This window comes from Comamonas composti DSM 21721 (assembly GCF_000429845.1).
In the GTDB taxonomy this organism is placed as follows: Bacteria; Pseudomonadota; Gammaproteobacteria; order Burkholderiales; family Burkholderiaceae_C; genus Comamonas; species Comamonas composti.
On sequence record NZ_KE386971.1, the window covers coordinates 339,530 to 361,788 of the forward strand.

At 63.2% G+C, this 22,259-nt stretch carries 18 protein-coding genes; 16 read left to right on the top strand and 2 right to left on the bottom strand.

Annotation, left to right across the window (positions count from 1 at the left end):
* The first annotated feature begins 117 nt into the window (after positions 1-117).
* The 3 genes from grpE to dnaJ all read left to right on the top strand — a co-directional run bounded on the left by grpE (position 118) and on the right by dnaJ (position 3,991).
* A complete protein-coding gene (gene grpE / locus G486_RS0118585; RefSeq protein WP_027016883.1) occupies positions 118-663 on the top strand; it encodes a nucleotide exchange factor GrpE in 546 nt (181 codons plus the stop codon).
* 106 nt (positions 664-769) lie between these two features.
* On the top strand, positions 770-2,719 hold the full coding sequence (dnaK, locus tag G486_RS0118590; protein ID WP_027016884.1) for a molecular chaperone DnaK: 1,950 nt from the start codon (positions 770-772) through the stop codon (positions 2,717-2,719).
* Between the two features lie 144 nt (positions 2,720-2,863).
* A complete protein-coding gene (gene dnaJ, locus G486_RS0118595; protein ID WP_027016885.1) occupies positions 2,864-3,991 on the top strand; it encodes a molecular chaperone DnaJ in 1,128 nt (375 codons plus the stop codon).
* A 67-nt stretch (positions 3,992-4,058) separates the two neighbouring features.
* On the opposite strand, the gene G486_RS0118600 is transcribed toward dnaJ, so the two are convergent.
* Positions 4,059-5,336: a tetratricopeptide repeat protein gene (locus G486_RS0118600; RefSeq protein ID WP_084455426.1), complete on the bottom strand. Its 1,278-nt coding sequence runs from the start codon at positions 5,334-5,336 to the stop codon at positions 4,059-4,061.
* A 281-nt stretch (positions 5,337-5,617) separates the two neighbouring features.
* Here G486_RS0118600 and G486_RS0118605 point away from each other — a divergent pair, with 281 nt between their 5' ends.
* The 12 genes from G486_RS0118605 to accD all read left to right on the top strand — a co-directional run bounded on the left by G486_RS0118605 (position 5,618) and on the right by accD (position 19,426).
* Entirely contained in the window at positions 5,618-6,580 is a 963-nt protein-coding gene (locus G486_RS0118605) for a LysR substrate-binding domain-containing protein (RefSeq protein ID WP_027016887.1), read from the top strand.
* Between the two features lie 55 nt (positions 6,581-6,635).
* Positions 6,636-8,087, top strand: a complete 1,452-nt coding sequence (leuC, locus tag G486_RS0118610) for a 3-isopropylmalate dehydratase large subunit (RefSeq protein ID WP_027016888.1) — start codon at positions 6,636-6,638, stop codon at positions 8,085-8,087.
* Positions 8,088-8,111: 24 nt separating this feature from the next.
* Positions 8,112-8,237, top strand: coding sequence for an entericidin A/B family lipoprotein (locus G486_RS0118615; protein ID WP_027016889.1), 126 nt, complete (start codon positions 8,112-8,114; stop codon positions 8,235-8,237).
* A 25-nt stretch (positions 8,238-8,262) separates the two neighbouring features.
* Positions 8,263-8,919: a 3-isopropylmalate dehydratase small subunit gene (gene leuD, locus G486_RS0118620; protein ID WP_027016890.1), complete on the top strand. Its 657-nt coding sequence runs from the start codon at positions 8,263-8,265 to the stop codon at positions 8,917-8,919.
* Between the two features lie 129 nt (positions 8,920-9,048).
* Positions 9,049-10,122: a 3-isopropylmalate dehydrogenase gene (leuB, locus tag G486_RS0118625; protein ID WP_027016891.1), complete on the top strand. Its 1,074-nt coding sequence runs from the start codon at positions 9,049-9,051 to the stop codon at positions 10,120-10,122.
* Between the two features lie 345 nt (positions 10,123-10,467).
* The gene (asd, locus tag G486_RS0118630; protein ID WP_027016892.1) at positions 10,468-11,580 is read left to right on the top strand and encodes an aspartate-semialdehyde dehydrogenase; all 1,113 of its coding nucleotides are present in this window, start codon (positions 10,468-10,470) and stop codon (positions 11,578-11,580) included.
* A 369-nt stretch (positions 11,581-11,949) separates the two neighbouring features.
* On the top strand, positions 11,950-14,601 hold the full coding sequence (locus G486_RS0118635; protein WP_027016893.1) for a FimV/HubP family polar landmark protein: 2,652 nt from the start codon (positions 11,950-11,952) through the stop codon (positions 14,599-14,601).
* 185 nt (positions 14,602-14,786) lie between these two features.
* Positions 14,787-15,635 (top strand): tRNA pseudouridine(38-40) synthase TruA, encoded by an 849-nt coding sequence (truA, locus tag G486_RS0118640; RefSeq protein WP_027016894.1) that lies wholly within the window; start codon positions 14,787-14,789, stop codon positions 15,633-15,635.
* Entirely contained in the window at positions 15,632-16,411 is a 780-nt protein-coding gene (locus tag G486_RS0118645; protein WP_156920095.1) for a phosphoribosylanthranilate isomerase, read from the top strand. Before truA ends, G486_RS0118645 begins: the two co-directional genes overlap by 4 nt.
* The gene (gene trpB, locus G486_RS0118650; RefSeq protein ID WP_027016896.1) at positions 16,336-17,592 is read left to right on the top strand and encodes a tryptophan synthase subunit beta; all 1,257 of its coding nucleotides are present in this window, start codon (positions 16,336-16,338) and stop codon (positions 17,590-17,592) included. The genes G486_RS0118645 and trpB overlap by 76 nt, the downstream gene beginning before the upstream one ends.
* Positions 17,589-18,398 (top strand): tryptophan synthase subunit alpha, encoded by an 810-nt coding sequence (gene trpA, locus G486_RS0118655; protein ID WP_027016897.1) that lies wholly within the window; start codon positions 17,589-17,591, stop codon positions 18,396-18,398. The genes trpB and trpA overlap by 4 nt, the downstream gene beginning before the upstream one ends.
* A 152-nt stretch (positions 18,399-18,550) precedes the next feature.
* A complete protein-coding gene (gene accD, locus G486_RS0118660) occupies positions 18,551-19,426 on the top strand; it encodes an acetyl-CoA carboxylase, carboxyltransferase subunit beta (RefSeq protein ID WP_027016898.1) in 876 nt (291 codons plus the stop codon).
* 78 nt (positions 19,427-19,504) lie between these two features.
* On the opposite strand, the gene G486_RS0118665 is transcribed toward accD, so the two are convergent.
* Positions 19,505-20,071 (bottom strand): YggT family protein, encoded by a 567-nt coding sequence (locus G486_RS0118665; protein ID WP_027016899.1) that lies wholly within the window; start codon positions 20,069-20,071, stop codon positions 19,505-19,507.
* Between the two features lie 286 nt (positions 20,072-20,357).
* Between G486_RS0118665 and lysS the strand changes: the two genes are divergently transcribed.
* Complete coding sequence (lysS, locus tag G486_RS0118670) at positions 20,358-21,902, top strand: lysine--tRNA ligase (RefSeq protein ID WP_027016900.1); 1,545 nt, start codon at positions 20,358-20,360, stop codon at positions 21,900-21,902.
* The last annotated feature ends 357 nt before the right edge of the window (positions 21,903-22,259 follow it).

Here is a 22,259-nt window from a genome sequence, read left to right on the forward strand (position 1 = left end):
AGCCGGGCCGTACCTGGCTGGCCTGGGCCCCGGCCCTTGAAATCCGGCCGGACGCACCCAGCTAGTAGCCACAGCGCCCAAGGCGCACCTTCACTGTTGTTGACCTCAATCCAACCCATGTCTGAAAACCAAAGCACTCCCTTGCAAGACGCATCCCCCGAGGAAACCGAAGCTGCCATGGCCGCCAACGCTGCCGATGAGATGCAGCGCCTGCAGACGGAACTGGCCGAGCTCAAGACCAAGAGCGCCGATCTGGCCGACCAGTATCTGCGCGCCAAGGCCGAAGCCGAGAACGTGCGCCGCCGCGCCGACGAGGAAGTCGCCAAGGCCCGCAAGTTCGGCATCGAGAGCTTTGCCGAAGGTCTGCTGCCGGTCTGCGACAGCCTGGATGCGGCCCTGGCCATAGAGAACGCAAGCGCCGAACAGTTGCGCGAGGGCTCGGATGCCACGCTGCGCCAGCTGCTGTCCGCGCTGGAGCGCAACAAGGTCGTGCCCATCAACCCCGCTGCCGGCGAGAAGTTCGACCCCAACCTGCACCAGGCCATCTCCATGGTTCCTGCCGAACAGGAAGCCAACACCGTGGTCGGCGTGCTGCAAAAAGGCTATCTGATTGCCGAGCGCATTCTGCGCCCGGCCCTGGTCACCGTCGCCCAGCCAAAGTAAGCGGCCACCGACAGGTAAATCAATTGCGCCGCTAGTCTTGAAACCAGCGCCAGCCGCCTCCAGTTAGCAAGCATTCAAATATTTCATAGATCTCGGAGAAAACAAAATGGGAAAAATCATCGGCATTGACCTCGGCACGACCAACAGCTGCGTGGCCATCATGGACGGCAACACCACGCGCGTGATCGAGAACAGCGAAGGCGCACGCACCACGCCTTCCATCATCGCCTACCAGGAAGATGGCGAAATCCTGGTCGGCGCCTCGGCCAAGCGCCAGGCCGTGACCAACCCGAAGAACACCATCTACGCATCCAAGCGCCTGATCGGCCGCAAGTTCGAGGAAAAGGAAGTTCAGAAGGACATCGACCTGATGCCCTACACCATCGTCAAGGCCGACAACGGCGACGCATGGGTGGAAGTGCGCGGCCAAAAGCTCGCCGCGCCCCAGATCAGCGCCGAAGTGCTGCGCAAGATGAAGAAGACCGCCGAGGACTTCCTGGGCGAGACCGTGAGCGAGGCCGTGATCACCGTGCCCGCCTACTTCAACGACGCCCAGCGCCAGGCCACCAAGGACGCCGGCCGCATCGCAGGCCTGGAAGTCAAGCGCATCATCAACGAGCCCACGGCGGCTGCCCTGGCCTTTGGCCTGGACAAGAGCGACAAGGCCGACCGCAAGATTGCCGTCTATGACCTGGGTGGCGGCACCTTTGACGTGTCCATCATCGAGATCGCCGACGTGGATGGCGAAAAGCAGTTCGAGGTGCTGTCCACCAACGGCGACACCTTCCTGGGCGGCGAAGACTTCGACCAGCGCATCATCGACTACATCATCACCGAGTTCAAGAAAGAGCAAGGCGTTGACCTGTCCAAGGACGTGCTGGCTCTGCAGCGCCTCAAGGAAGCGGCCGAGAAGGCCAAGATCGAGCTGTCCAACTCGGCCCAGACCGACATCAACCTGCCCTACATCACGGCCGACGCTTCGGGCCCCAAGCACCTGAACCTCAAGCTCACGCGTGCCAAGCTCGAAAGCCTGGTCGAGGATCTGATCGAGCGCACCATCGCTCCCTGCCGCACGGCCATCAAGGACGCAGGCATCAGCGTGTCCGACATCAATGACGTGATCCTGGTCGGTGGTCAGACCCGCATGCCCAAGGTGCAGGAAAAGGTCAGGGAGTTCTTCGGCAAGGATCCGCGCAAGGACGTGAACCCCGACGAAGCCGTGGCCGTGGGTGCCGCCGTCCAAGGCCAGGTGCTGTCGGGCGACCGCAAGGACGTGCTGCTGCTGGACGTCACCCCTCTGTCCCTGGGCATCGAAACCCTGGGCGGCGTGATGACCAAGATGATCACCAAGAACACCACCATCCCGACCAAGTTCGCCCAGACCTTCTCCACCGCCGAGGACAACCAGCCGGCCGTGACCATCAAGGTTTTCCAGGGCGAGCGCGAGATGGCATCGGGCAACAAGATGCTGGGCGAGTTCAACCTCGAAGGCATCCCGCCCGCAGCGCGCGGCACGCCCCAGATCGAGGTGACCTTCGACATCGACGCCAACGGCATTCTGAACGTCTCGGCCAAGGACAAGGCTTCGGGCAAGGAAAACAAGATCACCATCAAGGCCAACTCGGGTCTGTCCGAGGATGAGATCCAGAAGATGGTCAAGGACGCCGAGCTCAATGCTGCCGACGACAAGAAGAAGCTGGAGCTGGTCCAGTCCCGCAACCAGGGCGAAGCCGCGGTGCACAGCGTCAAGAAGGGTCTGACTGACCACGGCGACAAGCTCGAAGCTGCCGAAAAGACGGCCATCGAGGAGGCAGTCAAGGAGCTCGAGGAAGCGCTCAAGGGCGAGGACAAGGATGCCATCGACGCCAAGACCACGGCCTTGATGACGGCCAGCCAGAAGCTGGGTGAGAAGGTCTATGCCGATGCCCAGGCTGCCGCAGGCGGTGCCGACGCAGCAGCCGCGGCTGCCGCCGCAGGAGCAGCCGCAGGTGGTGCGGCGGGCGCAGCCGACGACAATGTGGTCGATGCCGAAGTCAAGGAAGTCAAGAAGGACTAAGCACAGCGTGGTCCTGCACTGACCGCTTGCCGCCGCGCTGGGCTCAGGCCTGCGCGGCGTTGTTCCGTTTCAGGTCGGACATGAACGCAGGCACTGCATGTTTGATGGGAAATGGAATCACTGTTCTGATTGGCTAACAACACCATGTCCAAACGCGACTATTACGAAGTCCTAGGCGTTGCCAAGAACGCCTCGGACGACGATATCAAGAAGGCTTATCGCAAGCTTGCGATGAAGTACCACCCCGACCGCAACCAGGGTGATGCGGCCGCCGCAGCCGAAGAGAAATTCAAGGAGGTCAAGGAGGCCTACGAGATGCTCTCCGACGGCCAAAAGCGCGCAGCCTATGACCAGTACGGCCACGCTGGCGTGGACCCCAACCGCGGCATGGGCGGCGGCGAAGGCTTTGGCGGTTTTGCCGAGGCTTTTGGCGACATCTTCGGCGACATGTTCAACCAGGGCCGCCGGGGCGGTGGTGGCCGTCAGGTCTATCGCGGCAACGACCTGAGCTATGCCATGGAAGTCACTCTGGAAGAGGCCGCCAAGGGCAAGGATGCGCAGATCCGCATCCCCAGCTGGGACAACTGCGACACCTGCCACGGCAGCGGCGCCAAGCCCGGCACCAGCCCCAAGACCTGCAGCACCTGCAACGGTGCAGGCAGCGTGCAGATGCGCCAGGGTTTCTTCAGCGTGCAGCAGACCTGCCCGCACTGCCGAGGCACGGGCAAGATCATTCCCGAGCCCTGCACCAGCTGCGGCGGCCAGGGCCGCGTCAAACGCCAGAAGACGCTCGAAGTCAAGATTCCGGCCGGCATAGACGACGGCATGCGCATACGCTCCTCGGGCAACGGCGAGCCGGGCACGAATGGCGGGCCTGCAGGTGATCTCTACATCGAGATCCGCATCAAGGACCACGACATCTTCGAGCGGGATGGCGACGACCTGCACTGCAAGGTACCCGTGAGCTTCATCACGGCCGCCCTGGGCGGCGAGATCGAAGTCCCCACGCTCTCGGGCAAGGCCGCCATCGACATTCCCGAAGGCACCCAGGCCGGCAAGCAGTTCCGTCTGCGCGGCAAGGGGATCAAGGGCATTCGCTCCAACTATCCCGGCGATCTCTATTGCCACATCGTGGTCGAGACCCCGGTCAAGCTCACCGAACACCAGCGCAAGCTGCTGCGCGAGCTCGACGAATCACTCAAGAAGGGCGGCTCCAAGCACTCGCCCAGCGGAGAAAGCTGGACCGACAGGCTCAAGAGCTTCTTCAGCTGACCTCCCCAGGGCGTGCGCGGCGCCCTGCTTCAAAAAGCGCCTTTTGAGGCGCTTTTTGCATGCTGAGTCAGGATTTTCCAGGCTTCCAGGCCTGGGCCTGGCGCTCGACCCGCATGCGCTGGGTCTCATCCAGCTCCTTGGCCAGGCTGTCGCGCTTGGCCGACAACGAGCGGTCCTTGTGCGCGGCCAGCCAGGACCAGAAATAGGCCAGCGAGCTATCGCGCTCCACCCCCTTGCCTGCCGCGTACAGGCTGGCCAGATTCGACTGCGCCAGGGCATCGCCCTGCTGGGCTGCGCGCTCCAGCCACTTGGCGGCCTGCTCGTCGCTGGTCGTCACCCCCTGACCATTGGCATAGAAAACGCCCAGATTGAGCTGGGCCGAGGCATGGCCTTGCTCGGCCGCCTTCTGGAACCAGTGCGCCGCCTGGACCAGGTCGCGCTCCACGGGGCCGCCTTCGGCATACAGCAGGCCGGCATTGAACTGGGCATCCGCATGTCCCTGGGCGGCAGCCTTCAGGAACCACTGCAGGGCCAGAGCCGCATCCTCGGTCGCCCCCTGCCCTGTGGCATGCATGACACCGAGCGCATATTGCGCGGCCGCCTCGCCCTGGCCGGCTGCACGCTCGAACCAGTGCAAGGCCTGAGCCTCGTCACGCGCCACGCCACGACCGGCCGCCAGCATCAGCCCCAGATTGCTCTGGGCCACAGCCTCGCCCTGCTCGGCAGCCTTGCGATACCACTGCACGGCCTGGGCATCATCCCTGACCACGCCATTGCCATGCGCATGCATCAGGCCCAGCTCGGACTGGGCCGAGGCATGACCTTGCATGGCCGCACTCAGATACCAGTGAGCCGCTGTCTGGATATCGGGGCTGAGCCCCAGGCCGCGTTTGTAGGCCATGCCCAACGCATATTGAGCCGGGGCATCGCCTTCTTCAGCGCGTCTGCGCAAGGCTGCGAGCTCGGCTTCGCTGATGGCGTGCTCGGTCTTGCCGGTCAGAGAAGCCGCCGCCGCACCCGCCCCCAGAGCCGCAGAGGCTGCAGGGGCTGCAGCCGCGCCTGGGCTTGCAACCGACGCGGATTTGGGAGCCGGCTTGGGCACAGCCCTGGCCTTGCTCGCAGTCTTTGGCGCAGCTTTCTTGCTGCCTTGGGCCTTGCCTGCTTTGGCAGCCCCTGTCTTGGCCTGGGCCTTGCCAGCTTTGGCCGTCTTGGCTGCCGGAACCGGCTTGGCCTGAGCCGGCCCCAGGTTGCTGCAGGCCAGCAGGCCCGTGAACACCAGGCCGCCGAGGACCTGGCCCAGTCGGCTGCCGCAGGAATTCCTGACTTTTGAATCTGGTTTTTGCATACGCTTCTATTTTTACAGCGGAAAACACAGGCCAGCCCATGCCTGCACTGCCAAACAGTCAAAAAAGATAGCCGCGTTTACCCCTGTTCACAAGACCACTGCTCTCCAGGGCCGTTTCTACCCCGAAATACCTTGCGCCCCAAGCACGGCCATAGCCAGCTGGCATGACTGCAATCGCTGACCATGGCTTAAGCCATCTCATTGCGAGATGGCAAACTGGTTATTTATCGTGGAAAATAGCAAAAGCTTCTCCTTTGAAGAAGGCAAGCCCCACCAAGACCATGAAAAATTCCGAGCGCAGCTTTGCGCGGCGTATTGATCTGACATCGCTGCAATTATTTGTAGCCGTTTGCGAGCTCGGCAGCATAGGCCGCGCGGCCGAGCGAGAGTTCATCGCAGCATCGGCCGTGAGCAAGCGCCTGTCCGATCTTGAAGCCACGGTGGATACCGCCCTGCTCTATCGCCACAGCCGGGGCGTGACCCTGACGCCTGCAGGAGAGAGCCTGCTGCATCATGCGCGCAACCTGCTTTTCGGCCTGGAGCGCATGCAGGGCGAACTCTCCGAATATGCCGACGGCGTGCGCGGCCATGTGCGCGTGCATGCCAATCTCTCGGCCATCGTCCAGTTCCTGCCCGAAGACCTGGGCGCCTTTGCGCGCCAGCATCCTCAGGTCAAGATCGATCTGCAGGAGCAGCTGAGCCCTGCGGTGCTGGCCGCCGTGCAGGAAGGCATTGCCGACATCGGCATCTGCTCCATGGAGCACATGGCCACGGGCAATGGCCAGGCCGCGCCGGTGCTTCAGCAGCGCCCTTACCGCGAGGACCATCTGGTCGTCGTCGTGCCCGAGGGTCATGCGCTGGCCGAGCGCCAGGAGATCGGCTTTGCCGATGTGCTGCCATGGGACATCGTCAGCCTGCAGTCCGGCTCGTCCATCAGCCTGGCGATGCGCGCGGCCGCAGCCCAGGCCGGCCACGCCCTGCACCAGCGCATACAGGTCACCAGTCTGGACGCCATGTGCCGCATGATTGACAACGGCCTGGGCATCGGCCTGATACCGGACCGCGCCTTCGAGCTCATGCATGGTGTCGGCCGCCTGCGCTCTGTGGCGCTGAGCGATGCCTGGGCACGGCGCGAGCTGTGCATCGTGGCGCGCGACTTCAATGCCCTGCCCGTCACGGCCCGCCTGCTGGCCGAGCATCTATGCCAGCCCGCAATCGACGCCCGGATCGCAGCCGCAGGCTGAGTTCCTAGAATCCTCACCCATTTCCCCCACGATCACCCAACCACGCGAGAACGCCATGGGACGCACCCTCTACGACAAGATTTTCGACGAGCATGTCATCCACACCGAGGAAGACGGCACCTCCATCCTCTACATAGACCGCCATCTGGTGCACGAAGTCACCAGCCCCCAGGCCTTCGAAGGCCTGCGCGAGGCCGGGCGCAAGCTGTGGCGCATCAGCTCCGTGGTCGCCACGGCCGACCACAACACGCCCACCACGGGCTGGGAGCGCGGCTATGACGGCATTGCCGACCCCATCAGCAAAGAACAGATCACCACGCTGAACACCAATATCGGCGAGTTCGGCGCTGCGGCCTTCTTTCCCTTCATGGACAAGGGCCAGGGCATCGTCCACGTGATGGGCCCCGAGCAAGGCGCCACCCTGCCCGGCATGACCGTGGTCTGCGGCGACAGCCACACCTCCACGCACGGCGCCTTCGGCGCGCTGGCCCACGGCATCGGCACCTCCGAGGTCGAGCATGTGATGGCCACCCAGACCCTGCTGGCCAAGAAGGCCAAGAACATGCTGGTCCAGGTCAACGGCAAGGTCGCGCCCGGCATCACGGCCAAGGACATTGTGCTGGCCATCATCGGCAAGATCGGCACGGCCGGCGGCACGGGCTACACCATAGAGTTCGCAGGGCAGGCGATCCGCGACCTGTCCATGGAAGGGCGCATGACGGTCTGCAACATGGCCATCGAAGGCGGTGCGCGCGCCGGCCTGGTGGCCGTGGACGACAAGACCATCGCCTATGTGAAGGGTCGCCCCCTGGCACCGGGCGTGGACCGACAAAGCGGCCGCTTTGTCGGGGGCGCGGAATGGGATGCGGCCGTGGCCTACTGGAAGACGCTGCACTCCGATGCCGATGCCAAGTTCGACAGCGTGGTCGAGCTGAATGCAGCCGACATCGTGCCGCAGGTGACCTGGGGCACCTCGCCCGAGATGGTGCTGGGCATTGATGCCAGCGTGCCCGATCCCGACCGGGAAAAGGATGCGGGCAAGCGCGGCGCCATCGAACGCGCGCTCACCTACATGAACCTCGAGCCCGGCAAGCCCATCAACGACATCTTCGTGGACAAGATCTTCATCGGCTCGTGCACCAACAGCCGCATCGAGGACATGCGCGAAGCGGCGGCGGTGGTCAAGAAGCTCGGCCAGAAGGTCGCCAAGAACGTGAAGCTGGCCATGGTCGTGCCCGGCTCGGGCCTGGTGAAAGAGCAGGCCGAACGCGAAGGCCTGGACGCCATCTTCAAGGCCGCGGGCTTCGAGTGGCGCGAGCCCGGCTGCAGCATGTGCCTGGCCATGAACGCCGACCGCCTCGAGCCCGGCGAGCGCTGCGCCTCGACCAGCAACCGCAACTTCGAAGGCCGCCAGGGCGCGGGCGGGCGCACCCACCTGGTGAGCCCGGCCATGGCGGCGGCGGCGGCCATCCACGGCCACTTCGTCGACATCCGCAAGTTCGCCTGAACCTGCCTCAGCGAGCCGCACACCATGAACTCCTCCATCTCCGTGCTTCTCATCGGCCTGGCCCTGACCCTGGCGGCCTGCAATACCGTCAAAGGCATTGGCCAGGATGTGCAAAAGGCCGGCAACGCCATCGAGCGCGCGGCGAACTGAACACCCAGACTGCAAAGAATCAGCCATGCAAAAATTCACCGTGCACCAGGGCCTCGTGGCCCCCATGGACCGAGAGAACGTCGATACCGACGCCATCATCCCCAAGCAGTTCCTCAAGTCCATCCGCAAGACGGGCTTTGGCCCCAACCTGTTTGACGAGTGGCGCTATCTGGACCAGCCCGGCCAGCCCGGCGTGCCCGAATCCGACCGCAAGCCCAACCCCGACTTCGTGCTCAACCAGCCGCGCTACCAGGGCGCCTCCATCCTGCTGGCACGCAAGAACTTCGGCTGTGGATCGAGCCGCGAACACGCGCCCTGGGCGCTGGACCAGTACGGCTTTCGCGCCGTCATCGCGCCCAGTTTTGCCGACATCTTCTTCAACAACTGCTTCAAGAACGGCCTGCTGCCCATCGTGCTGCCCGAGACCACGGTCGATCTGCTGTTCAACGAGGTGTTTGCCTTCCCCGGCTACGAGCTGACCATAGACCTGGATCGCCAGCTCATTGTTCGCCCCGGCGGCGAGGCCATACCGTTCGATGTGATCGCCTTTCGCAAGTACTGCCTGCTCAACGGCTTTGACGACATCGGCCTCACGCTGCGTCACGCGGACAAGATCAAGGCTTTCGAGGCCGAGCGCCTCGCGCAAAAGCCCTGGCTCAGCCATACCCTGCTCCAGGGCTGAGCGCACACACTGCTCCGCTAGCAAGATATGAGCCGCTAGCGCTTACCCCTTCTCATTTTCAGCATGAATTCATGCTGAAATCGATGTATATCGAGCGCTGGCAGCTATCGATTTAATAAAGGAAACATCATGAAGATCGCAGTCCTGCCCGGTGACGGCATTGGTCCCGAAATCGTCGCCGAAGCCGTCAAGGTGCTGGGTGCTCTGGGCCTGGAATTCGAAATGCAGACCGCGCCCGTGGGCGGCGCAGCCTACGAGGCTGCGGGCCACCCCCTGCCCGAAGCCACGCTCAAGCTGGCCATGGAGTCCGACGCCGTGCTGTTCGGCGCCGTGGGCGACTGGAAGTACGACACGCTGGAGCGCGCGCTGCGCCCCGAGCAAGCCATTCTGGGACTGCGCAAGGCCATGGGCCTGTTCGCCAACTTCCGCCCGGCGATCTGCTACAAGGAGCTGACCCACGCCTCCAGCCTCAAGCCCGAGCTGGTCGCCGGCCTCGACATCCTCATCATCCGCGAGCTGACCGGCGACATCTATTTCGGCCAGCCGCGCGGCCGCCGCGTGGCCACCGATGGCCATTTCCCCGGTGCCGAGGAAGCCTTCGACACCATGCGCTACTCCAGGCCCGAGATCGAGCGCATCGCGCATGTGGCCTTCCAGGCCGCGCAAAAGCGCGGCAAGCGCGTGACCAGCGTGGACAAGGCGAATGTGCTGGAGACCTTCCAGTTCTGGAAGGACGTGGTCAGCGAAGTCGGCAAGCAATATCCCGATGTGCAGCTGGACCACATGTACGTGGACAACGCCGCCATGCAGCTGGTCAAGGAACCCAAGCGCTTCGACGTGGTGGTCACGGGCAATATGTTCGGCGACATCCTGTCCGACGAAGCCTCCATGCTCACGGGCTCCATCGGCATGCTGCCCTCGGCCTCGCTGAACGACAAGAAGCAGGGCCTGTACGAACCCAGCCATGGCTCGGCCCCCGACATCGCGGGCAAGGGCATTGCGAACCCGCTGGCCACGATTCTCTCGGCGGCCATGATGCTGCGCTTCAGCCTGGGCCAGGAAGCCGCGGCCCAGCGCATCGAGGCCGCCGTGCAAAAGGTGCTGGCCGACGGCCTGCGCACGGCCGACATCTACAGCGAAGGCACGACGCGCGTTTCCACCAGCGAAATGGGCGATGCCGTGGTCAAGGCCCTGACGGCCTGATCCTCCGGAGACGGCAGGACCTCGGCTCACCGGGGGCTTGCCGCATGCGCCATCCTGGCGTGCTGTCTTTTTACGCAGCGACTGTGGGTGAAATGCATGACTTCATGCCACCTGCAAACAGATAGTCGCTAGAATGCTTTTCCTATGTTTGCCGCAGCAGCCCTTTGTCTTCAGAACACCGCCGCCAACCTGGCTGGCGTGGCCGCGCGCGCAACTGCAATCACCACCATTAAGACGATTAAGGGCTGACCCAGCCTGGTTCGTCGTGCGCCCCTGATCCGGCCAGACGAGCCGGGCGACAACAGTCTGATCGAGCACTGTTTTCATCACGAAAGGGCGTTAGAAATGAGCAAGCAATTGGTAGGACTGGTCGGCTGGCGAGGCATGGTCGGCTCGGTCCTGATGGATCGCATGCAGGCCGAGGGCGACTTCGCGCTCATCGAGCCGGTGTTCTTCTCCACCTCCAACGCAGGCGGCAAGGCTCCGGCCATGGCCACCGTGCATACCCAGCTCAAGGATGCGAACGACATCGCCGAGCTGTCGAAGTGCGACATCATCATCACCTGCCAGGGTGGCGACTACACCAAGGAAGTCTTCCCCAAGATCCGCGCTGCGGGCTGGAAGGGCCACTGGATCGACGCCGCTTCCTCGCTGCGCATGGAAGACGACGCCGTCATCGTGCTGGACCCGGTGAATGACGATCTGATCAAGGCCAAGCTGGCGGCCGGCGGCAGGAACTGGATTGGCGGCAACTGCACCAACTCCATCCTGCTCATGGGCCTGGGCGGCCTGTTCAAGGCAGGCCTGGTGGAATGGGTCTCTTCCATGACCTACCAGGCGGCTTCGGGCGGCGGCGCCAACCACATGCGCGAGCTGCTCAAGGGCATGGGTGTGGTGCACGCCGCCGTGGAGGGTGACCTGGCCACGCCGGCCTCCGCCATTCTGGACATCGACCGCAAGGTGGCGGCCACCATCCGCGAAGACGTGCCTACCGAGTTCTTTGGTGCCCCCCTGGCTGGCGGCCTCATCCCCTGGATCGATGTGCAGCTGCCCAATGGCCAGTCCAAGGAAGAGTGGAAGGGCCAGGCCGAGGTCAACAAGATTCTGGGCACAGCAGCCGCCATTCCCGTGGATGGCCTGTGCGTGCGCATAGGCGCCATGCGCTGCCACTCGCTGGCCCTGACGCTCAAGCTCAAGAAGGACCTGCCCCTGGAAGAGATCGAAGCTCTGATCAAGGGCGGCAATCCCTGGGTGAAGTTCGTGGCCAACGACCGCGCGCTCACCGTCAAGGAGCTCACGCCCGCCGCCACCACCGGCGGCCTGGAAATCGCCGTGGGCCGCGTGCGCAAGCTGAACATGGGCCCCGAATACCTGTCGGCCTTTGTGATCGGCGACCAACTGCTGTGGGGCGCTGCCGAGCCGCTGCGCCGCATGCTGCGCATTCTGCTGGCGGTCTGAAAAGCCTGACAGGCAGCTCGCGTGCACAACAAACAAGCGCCATGACGCACCAAGCCTCATGGCGCTTGTTCTTGCCCTGACTCCATCTGTTGGGCACAATGCTCGCCCAAGCTGTAGGCATTAACCTACATTAAACAAAAATCAAATCTTATTACTTATCGTTGCCATTCGGCAACACTCCGGCAGCTAGCGTCCATGCAAATACTTGCAGGCCTATAGCGTGGCCGACAATGCGGGTCATATGCCATGGTGGGCCCTCTAAGGGCCGGCCTTTTGGCGCCACTGGAGTTCATTTCAATTAAAGGTCTATCAGCCGGTTTGGCAAACGTCACTGTCCGGCTGCATCAGTCCATTCAAGTCTGACGCCTTATGCAACGCTGGAAACTCTCTGCGCTGGCCACAGCGGCCATTGTCTCTGTCGGCCTGACCGGCACCAACGCATGGGCCCTGGCTCTTGGGCAGCTTACCGTGCAATCAGCGCTCGGTGAGCCGCTGCGTGCCGAAATCGCCCTGCCCCAGCTCAGCGCCAGCGAAGCAGAAAGCCTTCAGGCCTCGATTGCTCCCCCATCGGTGTTCAGCGCCCAGGGCGTGGAATACAGCAGCGCGGCGGCTTCCATGCGCGTCAACATCCTGCGCCGCCCCGATGGATCGGCCGTGCTGAAATTGAGCAGCAGCAAGCCGGTCAACGATCCCTTCATCGACCTGGTCATCGACGCCAACTGGGCCTCGGGCAGTCTGCAGCGCAGCTACACCATGCTGCTGGACCCGCCGGCGGCACGCCGCCCCGCGCCAGCCATCAGCGCTCAGGCGCAAGCTTCGGCCCCCGAATCCGCGCCAGCTCCTCGCCGCCCGGCAGCGCCTTCGGCTTCGGCCTCGCAACCCCCTGCGAGTGCCGAACCCGTGGCAACTCAGCCCACTCCCGTCGAGCGCCCGGCTGTTACGCAAGCCCAGCCCAGCCCTGGCGAAGTCCATGTACAACGCGGCGATACCGCAGGCCGCATCGCTGCAGCCCATCGCCCTGCAGGCGTGTCGCTCGATCAGATGCTGGTCGCCATGCTGCGCGCCAATCCCCAGGCCTTCATCAACGGCAACGTGAACCGCATGCGCTCGGGCGCCGTGATCAGCCTGCCTGACGAAAGCGCAGCCAAGTCGACCTCGGCGCGCGAAGCCCGGCAAATCGTCTCGGCCCAGGCGCGTGACTTCAACCAGTTCCGGCGCCAGCTGGCCGCAGCCGCTCCCCAGGCACCGGTGGCAGCCGCTTCGCGCGAGGCCTCGGGCGGCGTGCAGGCCCAGGTCGAGGAAAACCGCCAGGCCGGCACCTCGCCAGACAAACTGACCCTGTCCAAGGGCGGCATCAAGAGCGCTCAGAGCGAGGAAAGCCTGGCCCAGAAAAAGCAGGCCGAGGACCAGAACTCGCGCATGGCCGAGTTGCAACGCAACATGTCCGAGCTCACACAGATCGCTTCGGCCTCCACGCCTGCTGAAGGCACGCCAGTGGAGCCCAGCCCTGCACCAGCGGCCTCGGCGCCTGCAACTGATGAAGCATCGGCTCCGGCTCCTGCCACCGACGAGAACACGGGCCCCGCAGTTCCTTCGGCATCCGGCGAAGCTGGCAGCGTTCCTGCCGATACCCAAGAGCCAGCCCAGGAACAGGCCGCCGAGCCCGCAGCTCCGGAGCCGGCACCCAAGCCCAAGCTCACCCCTCCTCCCGAGCCCGTGGAAGAGCCCAGCTTCATCGACTCCCTGCTGGAAGACCCCATGATTCCGCTGGCCGGAGCTGCACTGCTGGCCCTGCTGCTCGGCTATGGCGGCTATCGCGTGGTCCAGCGCCGCCGCGCGGCTGCCGCTGGAGGCGAGAGCGGATTCGGCGACAGCCAGCTGGCCGCGGACTCCTTCTTTGGCGCCAGCGGCGGCCAACGCGTGGATACCGGCGCATCCAGCCAGCTGTCCGGCAATTCCATGCATTACACGCCAAGCCAGTTGGATGCCGGCGATGTAGACCCTCTGGCCGAAGCCGATGTCTACCTCGCCTATGGCCGCGACCTGCAGGCCGAGGAGATCCTCAAGGAAGCCCTGCGCACCACGCCCGAGCGCCTGGCCTTGCATCAAAAGCTCGCAGACATCTATGTCAAGCGCCACGACCGCAAGGCCTTCGAGGCCCTGGCCCAGACCCTGCATGGTCTGACTTCGGGCCAGGGAGCCGAATGGCAGCGTCTGACTGAGCAAGGTCGCATACTCGATCCCGAAAACCCGCTCTACCAGCCTGGCGGCATGCCATTCGTGGCGGGCTCCACGACCACGGCCGCCATTGCCAACGACAGCGTGGGCTTTGCATCCACCCTGTCGCCCCAGACCCGGGCCATGCCCGAGTCGAGCGACGCAGAAAAGCGCGAAGGCCCGGCAACCATGCCCATGGACCTGGATCTGGACCTCGACATGGATCTGCCCGGTGGACTTGCAGACGCCAGCCTGCCCAAGCCCCAGGCCAGCCCATCCAGCCCCATGCCCGCCCCCAGCGAGCAGGACTTTGCAGCACTGGAGCCCAGCTGGCACAGCACGGACATGGTGAATCTGCCCACCCAGCATGCGCCCTTGTCATCGGCCGCGCCGGCAGCATCCCTGCCGCCAGAGAGCAAGCCTGCACATGAGAATGACTTCATGCCCAGCAGCGGGCTTGAGTTCAACCTGGACGAGCCCGCAAGCGCTGCCATGTCCGCAGTTGCGTCAGCCGAGCTCAAGCTCGACCCTGCAGAGCCTGCCCCCGCACAAACCGCGGAGCAAAAGCAATCGCTTGAGTTCGACCTGGGCGATCTCGCTCTCGACCTGGGCGATACCGAGCCCGCCAAGACTCCAGCCCCCACGCCCCCCGAGGACCTGCTGGCCACCAAACTGGCCCTGGCCCAGGAGTTCAGCACCATTGGCGACAACGACGGAGCACGCACCCTGATCGAGGAGGTCATTGCCGAAGCCCACGGCGACCTCAAAGCCCGTGCCCAACGCCTGCTTTCCGAGATTGGTTAACATCGCTCTCCCATGCAACTCAGGCTGCCCTTTTTGCTGGCCGCATAAGAGCGGCTGGCTCTGCAAGGACAGCCTCTCTTCGGCTCCTCCTGCCTCTGTCTGAGCCCACGCAGCAGGACTTGAGACCCGGGCGCCATGAAAAGCCGAGACTCGATGCACACCTCCTCCCCAAAAAAGGCCACGCCATGCGCATAGCGCTAGGCGTCAGCTACAACGGTCAGGCCTATAGCGGCTGGCAAAGCCAGCCCTCAGGCAACACCGTTCAAGACCATCTCGAAGCGGCCCTGGGCCGCTTTGCTGCTCAGGAGATCCCCACGATTTGCGCAGGCCGCACGGACGCAGGCGTGCACGGCCTCATGCAGGTCGTGCATTTCGACACCGAGCTGGACCGTGCAGCCAACTCCTGGGTACGCGGCAGCAACACCTTTTTGCCTTCCGACATCGCCGTGCAATGGGCCCAGCCCGTGCCCAATGGCTTTCACTCACGCGCCTGCGCAACGGCACGCCGCTATGCCTATGTGCTGCTGCAATCCCCCGTACGCCCGAGCGTGGAAGCCGGGCGCGTGGGCTGGGTTTTTCATGCGCTGAACGAGCAGGCCATGCAGGCCGGTGCCCGATATCTGCTGGGCGAGCACGATTTTTCCTCTTTCCGGGCTTCTGGCTGCCAGGCCAAGAGTCCCGTCAAGACCATGCACCGCATCGCCATCTCTCGCCGCCAGACCGGCGGAGGAGCCGGTGCCGCAGCCGCCAGCGCCATGCGCCCCGGTCAACACCCCCTGGAATGCTGCTACTGGCGCTTCGAATTCCAGGGCAGTGCCTTCTTGCATCACATGGTGCGCAACATCATGGGCTGCCTGGTTGCCATAGGCCAGGGCCTTTATCCTCCCGAATGGATGCAGGCCGTGCTGGCCGCACGCTCGCGCGATGCGGCGGCACCGACTTTCGCCCCCAATGGCCTTTATTTCCTCGGCCCCGTCTATGACGAAAAATGGGGCCTGCCCAGCACGACTGCGGCTTTCGACTGGTTGCCATGAACCCGCCCACACGTACCCGCATCAAGATCTGCGGCCTCACACGCGAGCAGGATGTGGACGCGGCCGTGGCTGCGGGCGCCGATGCCATAGGCTTTGTGCTGTATGCGCCCAGCCCACGTGCCGTAAGCCTGGAGCGAGCCGCCGAATTGGCACGGCGCCTGCCGCCTTTCGTGACACCGGTTCTGCTCTTCGTCAACGAAACCGCTTCCAATGTGATAGCTGCCTGCGCCCGAATACCGGGCGCTTGCGTGCAGTTTCATGGTGATGAGTCGCCCGATACCTGCCTGGCAGCTACAGCAGGAGGAGCACGCCCCTTCATGCGCGCTGCGCGTATTCCCCTGGGAGCAAGCACGATGGGCTTCGACCTCGTAGAATACGCACAGCATTTTTCTCAGGCCCAGGCCATCTTGCTGGACGCTCATGTGGACGGCTATGGCGGCGGCGGACAAACATTCAATTGGTCACTCCTACCACCAAGCGTTGCCTGTCACCTCGTTTTGTCTGGTGGACTTACGCCTGCAAACGTGACCGATGGCATCTTGCAAGTGCGCCCGCGAGGTCTCTCGCTGGCCGTTGACGTCAGCTCCGGCGTTGAAGCCGATGGCCCTGACGGCAAACCTCTCAAGGGCGTGAAGAGCGCCGACAAGATCCACCGTTTCATCGCCGCCGTACGTGCGGCCGATGCCCAGAATTTGCAGACATGTTCGACTACCAATACCCAGACACCTCCGGACACTTTGGCCGCTACGGCGGCAGCTTTGCCAGCGAGACCCTGACCCATGCTCTGACCGAGCTGCGCGAGGCCTATGCCAAGTACCAGCACGATGCCGAGTTCATCGCAGAATTCAACTCCGAACTCGCTCACTTCGTGGGCCGACCTTCGCCCGTCTACCATGCGGCGCGCATGTCGCGCGAAATGGGGGGCGCGCAAATCTACCTCAAGCGTGAAGATCTCAACCATACAGGCGCCCACAAGATCAACAACGTGATCGGCCAGGCCATGCTGGCCAAGCGCATGGGCAAGCCGCGCATCATTGCAGAAACAGGCGCCGGCCAGCACGGCGTGGCCACAGCCACCATCTGTGCGCGCTACGGCCTGGAGTGCGTGGTCTACATGGGTGCCGAGGACGTGAAGCGTCAAAGCCCCAACGTCTATCGCATGAAGCTTCTGGGTGCCACCGTCATACCCGTGGAGTCGGGCAGCAAGACCCTCAAGGATGCACTCAACGAAGCCATGCGCGACTGGGTGGCGAATGTGGACAACACCTTCTACATCATCGGCACCGTGGCCGGCCCTCACCCCTATCCCATGATGGTGCGCGACTTCCAGAAGGTCATCGGTGAAGAATGCCTGAAGCAAATGCCCGAATTCCTGGGTGCCGGCAAACAGCCTGATGCGGTCGTGGCCTGCGTGGGCGGCGGCAGCAATGCCATGGGCATCTTCCATCCCTACATTCCTTTCGAAGCCACGCGCCTGATCGGCGTGGAAGCAGCCGGGGAAGGCCTGGACACGGACAAGCACTCGGCCTCGCTGCAGCGCGGCAGCTCCGGCGTGCTGCACGGCAACCGCACCTTCATCCTGCAGGACGACAACGGCCAGATCACCGAAACCCACAGCATCAGCGCAGGCCTCGACTATCCAGGCGTAGGCCCCGAGCATGCCTGGCTGCAGGAGATAGGCCGCGCCGAATATGTGGGCGCCACCGATACGCAGGCGCTGGACGCCTTTCACTATCTGTGCCGCACCGAAGGCATCATTCCCGCGCTGGAGTCCAGCCATGCCGTCGCCTATGCGATGGAGCTTGCCAAAACCATGCGCCCCGATCAGTCGATTCTCGTGAACCTGTCCGGTCGTGGTGACAAGGACATTGGCACGGTGGCTGATCTCTCGGGTGCCGACTATTACGACCGCCCCTCCATGCGCGGGTTGACGGTCAAAGGAGGAGCAGCTCAATGAGCCGCATCGCCAACACATTTGAAAAGCTCAAAAGCGAAGGCCGAAAGGCCTTGATCCCCTATATCACCGCAGGCTATCCGTTTGCGGCGATCACGCCCACGCTCATGCATGCCATGGTCGAAGCCGGCTCCAACGTCATCGAACTGGGCGTGCCGTTCTCCGACCCCATGGCCGACGGCCCCACCGTGCAGAAAGCAGGAGACCGCGCCATTGCCAACGGCGTGGGTCTCAAGCAGGTCCTGGCCTATGTGCGCGAGTTCCGCCAGAAAAACCAGACCACGCCGGTAGTCCTCATGGGCTATGCCAATCCCGTGGAGCGCTACGACCAGGTGCATGGCGAACATGCGTTCGTCGAGCATGCCGCCGACGCCGGCGTGGACGGCGTGCTCGTTGTCGACTACCCGCCCGAGGAGTGCGAAGAGTTCTCGGCCCGGCTGCGTGCACGCGACATGGACCTGATCTGCCTGCTGGCCCCTACCTCCACGGAAGAGCGCATGCAGCAGGTGGCGCGCGTGGCCAGCGGCTATGTCTACTATGTCTCGCTCAAGGGTGTCACGGGCTCGGGAGCACTCGATATCTCGTCGGTCGAGTCCATGCTGCCGCGCATACGCAAGCATGTGGACATTCCCGTGGGAGTCGGCTTTGGCATACGCGATGCAGCCACGGCTCAGGCCATAGGCCGCGTCTCGGATGCCGTGGTCATAGGCAGCCGCATCATAGAACTGCTCGACGGCCAGCCGCATGAAAAAATTGCGCCCCTGACCATAGACTTTCTGCGCGGCGTGCGCAAAGCACTGGACGCATAATGCTGCCCTGAGATAGACCGCCCCGAAGGCCAGACCTGCGGAGCGGCCCTTGCTCGCTGTCCCTTATCCGGGATGCGCCAGTCGCCTGCGCCGTGCCGCTCTCATGAGATGCGGGTGGCGCGCAGCGCAATGGAAACTGAAAAGGAAACATCATGTCTTGGCTTGAAAAACTCCTGCCCGCCAAAATCCAGCAGACCAGTCCCACGGATCGCCACCAGCAAATCCCCGAAGGTCTGTGGATCAAGTGCCCAAGCTGCGAGTCCGTCCTCTACAAGGCTGACCTGGAGAAGAACCAGAACGTCTGCCCCACCTGCGGCCACCACCATCGCATAGGTGCACGTGCACGCCTGAACCACCTTCTCGACGCCGAAGGCCGCTACGAAATCGGCCAGGAAGTCATTCCCGTCGATGCGCTCAAGTTCAAGGACAGCCGCAAATACCCTGAACGTCTCAAGGAAGCGCTGGAGAACACCGGCGAAACCGATGCCCTGATCGTCATGGGCGGCGCTATCAAAAGCCTGAGCGTGGTCGTGGCCTGCTTCGAATTCGACTTCATGGCGGGCTCCATGGGCTCCGTCGTGGGCGAGCGCTTTGTACGTGGCGTGGAAACCGCGATAGAGCAAAAGGTTCCCTTCGTCTGCTTTACAGCCACGGGCGGTGCACGCATGCAGGAAGGCCTGCTGTCACTGATGCAAATGGCCAAGACCAATGCCGCCCTCACACGCCTGGCCAAGAAGGGCCTGCCCTATATCTCGGTACTCACCGACCCGACTTTCGGCGGTGTCTCCGCAAGCTTTGCCTTCGTGGGTGACATCGTCATCGCCGAGCCCAAGACCCTGGTCGGCTTTGCCGGCCCGCGCGTGATCGAGACCACGGTGCGCGTCAAGCTGCCCGCAGGCTTTCAGCGCGCCGAATTCCTGCAGGACAAGGGAGCAGTGGACATGATCGTCGATCGCCGCGAACTGCGCGACCGCATCGCCACTTCCCTGGCCATGCTGCAGCGCCTGCCGGCCGACGCAGTACAGTAAAGCGCAAAACCAAACGGCCTGCGCGGACTGGAGCCGCGCAGGCCGTTGTCATTTCAGCGGCGCCGCCTGGCAGCTGCGTCAGAGCGCTCCGGCCACCAGCAACAGGCCTGCTGCCTGCACATGATTGAGCACCATGAGCGCCACCTGCAGGCCTATGAGTGCCACCAGAGCCGACAGATCAATGCCGCCTATCAGTGGAACCACCTTGCGGATGGGCCTCAGCAAAGGGTCCGAGAGACGCTGTAGCACGCCGTAAATCGGCGAATACGGCTGCACCCAGGACAAGATCACATAAATGAGCAAAATGCCGACCAACCCGGAAAGCACGACCTTGGCCAGCCCACACAGCGCCAGCCAGGGCACGGCAACAATCCCACCCAAGCCCCCTATGAGCAGCCACAGGACCAGCATCTGAGCCAGCTGCAGCAGAAAAGCCCCAGCCAGGCTGGAGATATCCCAGCGCCCCTTGCTCGGCAATACCTTGCGCAAAGGCAGCACGATCCAGTCGGTCAAGGCAAACACCAGTTGCCCCACGGGGTTGGCAAAAGGAATGCGCTGGGCCTGCATGTAAAGCCGCAGCAAACAAGCGCCGCTGACCAGGCCAACGACGACGTCCAGGAGGAATGAGAAGATCTGAAGCAGCATGAATTGGGTTCAGTCCATAAAGATGGGCCGGCAAAACAAGGCCCTGGCATCGTATCCAGGTCTTGCCCGCGTGGGTTGTGAGATGATAGTCGGCTTGCCTGGCCCGGAATGCAGTCCAAGGCTTTTGCCCACATGATCATGCATTCATGACCAGGCTGCCGAGCCATTGCTCAAGCCATTTCACCCGCTTGAGCAAAAAACCTAAAATTGCAGCCTCCTGGCCTAAGCCATTGGCCCGGCATCTGTTTGTTGCCTCACCCAGCGCAAGACGCTGGCGCTCATTTTCATGACTGAACTCAATACCACTCTTGCGGCCGAAGGCGCTGCCCCTCAGGACGAGAACAAACTCATTGCCGAGCGCCGCGAGAAACTCAAATCCCTGCGCGAGCAGGCCAAAGCCCAGGGCAATGCCGCCTTTCCCAACGACTTCAAGCCTGCTGACCGTACGGCAGCCCTGATCGCCGCGCATGGGGAAAAGTCGGCCGAAGCTCTGGATGCCGAAGCCATCACCGTCAGCGTAGGCGGCCGCATGATGCTCAAGCGCGTCATGGGCAAGGCCAGCTTCTCGACCATCCAGGACGCCACAGGCCGCATCCAGATCTATGTGACGCGTGATGCCGTGGGCGAAGAAGTCTATGCCGACTTCAAGAAGTGGGACCTTGGCGACATCATCAGCGCCGAAGGCCTGCTCATGAAGACCAAGACCGGCGAGCTGTCGATCAAGGCCACACGGATTCGCATGCTCACCAAGAGCCTGCGCCCTATGCCCGACAAGTTCCACGGCATGGCCGACCTGGAACAGAAGGTGCGCCAGCGCTATGTCGACCTGATGACGGACGAAGCCGCGCGCGCGCGCTTCGTGGCCCGCAGCAAGGCCGTATCGGGCATCCGCGACTTCATGGTGGACCACGGCTTCCTCGAGGTCGAAACTCCCATGCTCCACCCCATTCCCGGTGGCGCCAACGCCAAGCCCTTTGTGACCCATCACAACGCGCTGGACCAGGAAATGTATTTGCGCATTGCGCCCGAGCTGTATCTCAAGCGCTTGGTGGTCGGCGGTTTCGAGCGCGTGTTCGAGATCAACCGCAACTTCCGCAACGAAGGCATCTCGGTACGCCACAACCCCGAGTTCACGATGATGGAGTTCTACGCAGCCTGGTGGAACTATCGCGACCTCATGGACTACACCGAGCAATTGGTCCGCGATGCGGCGCAAAAGGCCGTGGGCACACTGCAGTTGAGCTATGGTGGCAAGCCCGTGGACCTGGCCGCGCCCTTTGAGCGACTGACCATTCCCGAAGCCATCGTCAAATACACCGATGCCGGCGAGAACGTAGCCAACCGCGAATGGCTGACCAATGCGCTGAAAAAGCTGGGCATGAAGGAAGACAAGGACAAACTGTCCAGCCGCACGCTGGCCAGTCTGCAGGTGCTGTACTTCGAGGAAGTGGTCGAGGAAAAGCTCTGGGACCCGACCTTCATCATGGAGCACCCGACCGAGATCTCGCCGCTGGCCCGTGCCAATGACGAACGCCCCGAAGTGACTGAGCGCTTCGAGCTCTACATCACGGGCCGCGAGTTCGGCAACGGCTTCTCCGAGCTCAACGACGCCGAAGACCAGGCTGAGCGCTTTGCCTCTCAGGTCGATGCCAAGGATGCTGGCGACGACGAAGCCATGTACTTCGACCACGACTTTGTGCGCGCCCTGGAATACGGCATGCCTCCCACGGGCGGCTGCGGCATAGGCATAGACCGCCTGATGATGCTGCTCACCGACAGCCCCAGCATCCGCGACGTCATCCTGTTCCCCGCCCTGCGCCGAGAACAGTAAGCCGGCTTCCCGCCGATAAAGGCCTGCCCCTCACCTGGCAGGCCTTTTTGCGTGGCCAGCGCAGCAGACACCCAGGTTTCCCACAGAGCCCGACGGCGAATCAATTCCGTCTTGTACAAGCCTCTGGTTGAATCACCCTGTCAAGTCCCGATTGGTTATAAACCCGATTTTTGAACAATTCGGGCTTTTTCCGATACCAGTTCTTTAAGGCCTGAACCGGTGAGACATGATCGAGCGCTCGCTGTGGAATTTTGATCTTGCCCCTGTTTTGTGTAGCTCTTAGCCCATGATCTACGCGGCCTTTTTACGCTGTGCCTCGTACCAGCGTTGCTCGTACTGCATAGGACTGAGATAGCC

Coding starts and splice junctions, on each gene's coding strand:
- G486_RS0118605 (WP_027016887.1), top strand. CDS start 5,618: ATGAAAAATTCCGAGCGCAGCTTTGCGCGGCGTATTGATCTGACATCG.
- leuD (WP_027016890.1), top strand. CDS start 8,263: ATGCAAAAATTCACCGTGCACCAGGGCCTCGTGGCCCCCATGGACCGA.
- G486_RS0118645 (WP_156920095.1), top strand. CDS start 15,632: ATGAACCCGCCCACACGTACCCGCATCAAGATCTGCGGCCTCACACGC.
- G486_RS0118600 (WP_084455426.1), bottom strand. CDS start 5,336: ATGCAAAAACCAGATTCAAAAGTCAGGAATTCCTGCGGCAGCCGACTG.
- G486_RS0118665 (WP_027016899.1), bottom strand. CDS start 20,071: ATGCTGCTTCAGATCTTCTCATTCCTCCTGGACGTCGTCGTTGGCCTG.
- asd (WP_027016892.1), top strand. CDS start 10,468: ATGAGCAAGCAATTGGTAGGACTGGTCGGCTGGCGAGGCATGGTCGGC.
- dnaK (WP_027016884.1), top strand. CDS start 770: ATGGGAAAAATCATCGGCATTGACCTCGGCACGACCAACAGCTGCGTG.
- accD (WP_027016898.1), top strand. CDS start 18,551: ATGTCTTGGCTTGAAAAACTCCTGCCCGCCAAAATCCAGCAGACCAGT.
- truA (WP_027016894.1), top strand. CDS start 14,787: ATGCGCATAGCGCTAGGCGTCAGCTACAACGGTCAGGCCTATAGCGGC.
- grpE (WP_027016883.1), top strand. CDS start 118: ATGTCTGAAAACCAAAGCACTCCCTTGCAAGACGCATCCCCCGAGGAA.
- G486_RS0118635 (WP_027016893.1), top strand. CDS start 11,950: ATGCAACGCTGGAAACTCTCTGCGCTGGCCACAGCGGCCATTGTCTCT.
- dnaJ (WP_027016885.1), top strand. CDS start 2,864: ATGTCCAAACGCGACTATTACGAAGTCCTAGGCGTTGCCAAGAACGCC.
- trpB (WP_027016896.1), top strand. CDS start 16,336: ATGTTCGACTACCAATACCCAGACACCTCCGGACACTTTGGCCGCTAC.
- leuC (WP_027016888.1), top strand. CDS start 6,636: ATGGGACGCACCCTCTACGACAAGATTTTCGACGAGCATGTCATCCAC.
- trpA (WP_027016897.1), top strand. CDS start 17,589: ATGAGCCGCATCGCCAACACATTTGAAAAGCTCAAAAGCGAAGGCCGA.
- G486_RS0118615 (WP_027016889.1), top strand. CDS start 8,112: ATGAACTCCTCCATCTCCGTGCTTCTCATCGGCCTGGCCCTGACCCTG.
- leuB (WP_027016891.1), top strand. CDS start 9,049: ATGAAGATCGCAGTCCTGCCCGGTGACGGCATTGGTCCCGAAATCGTC.
- lysS (WP_027016900.1), top strand. CDS start 20,358: ATGACTGAACTCAATACCACTCTTGCGGCCGAAGGCGCTGCCCCTCAG.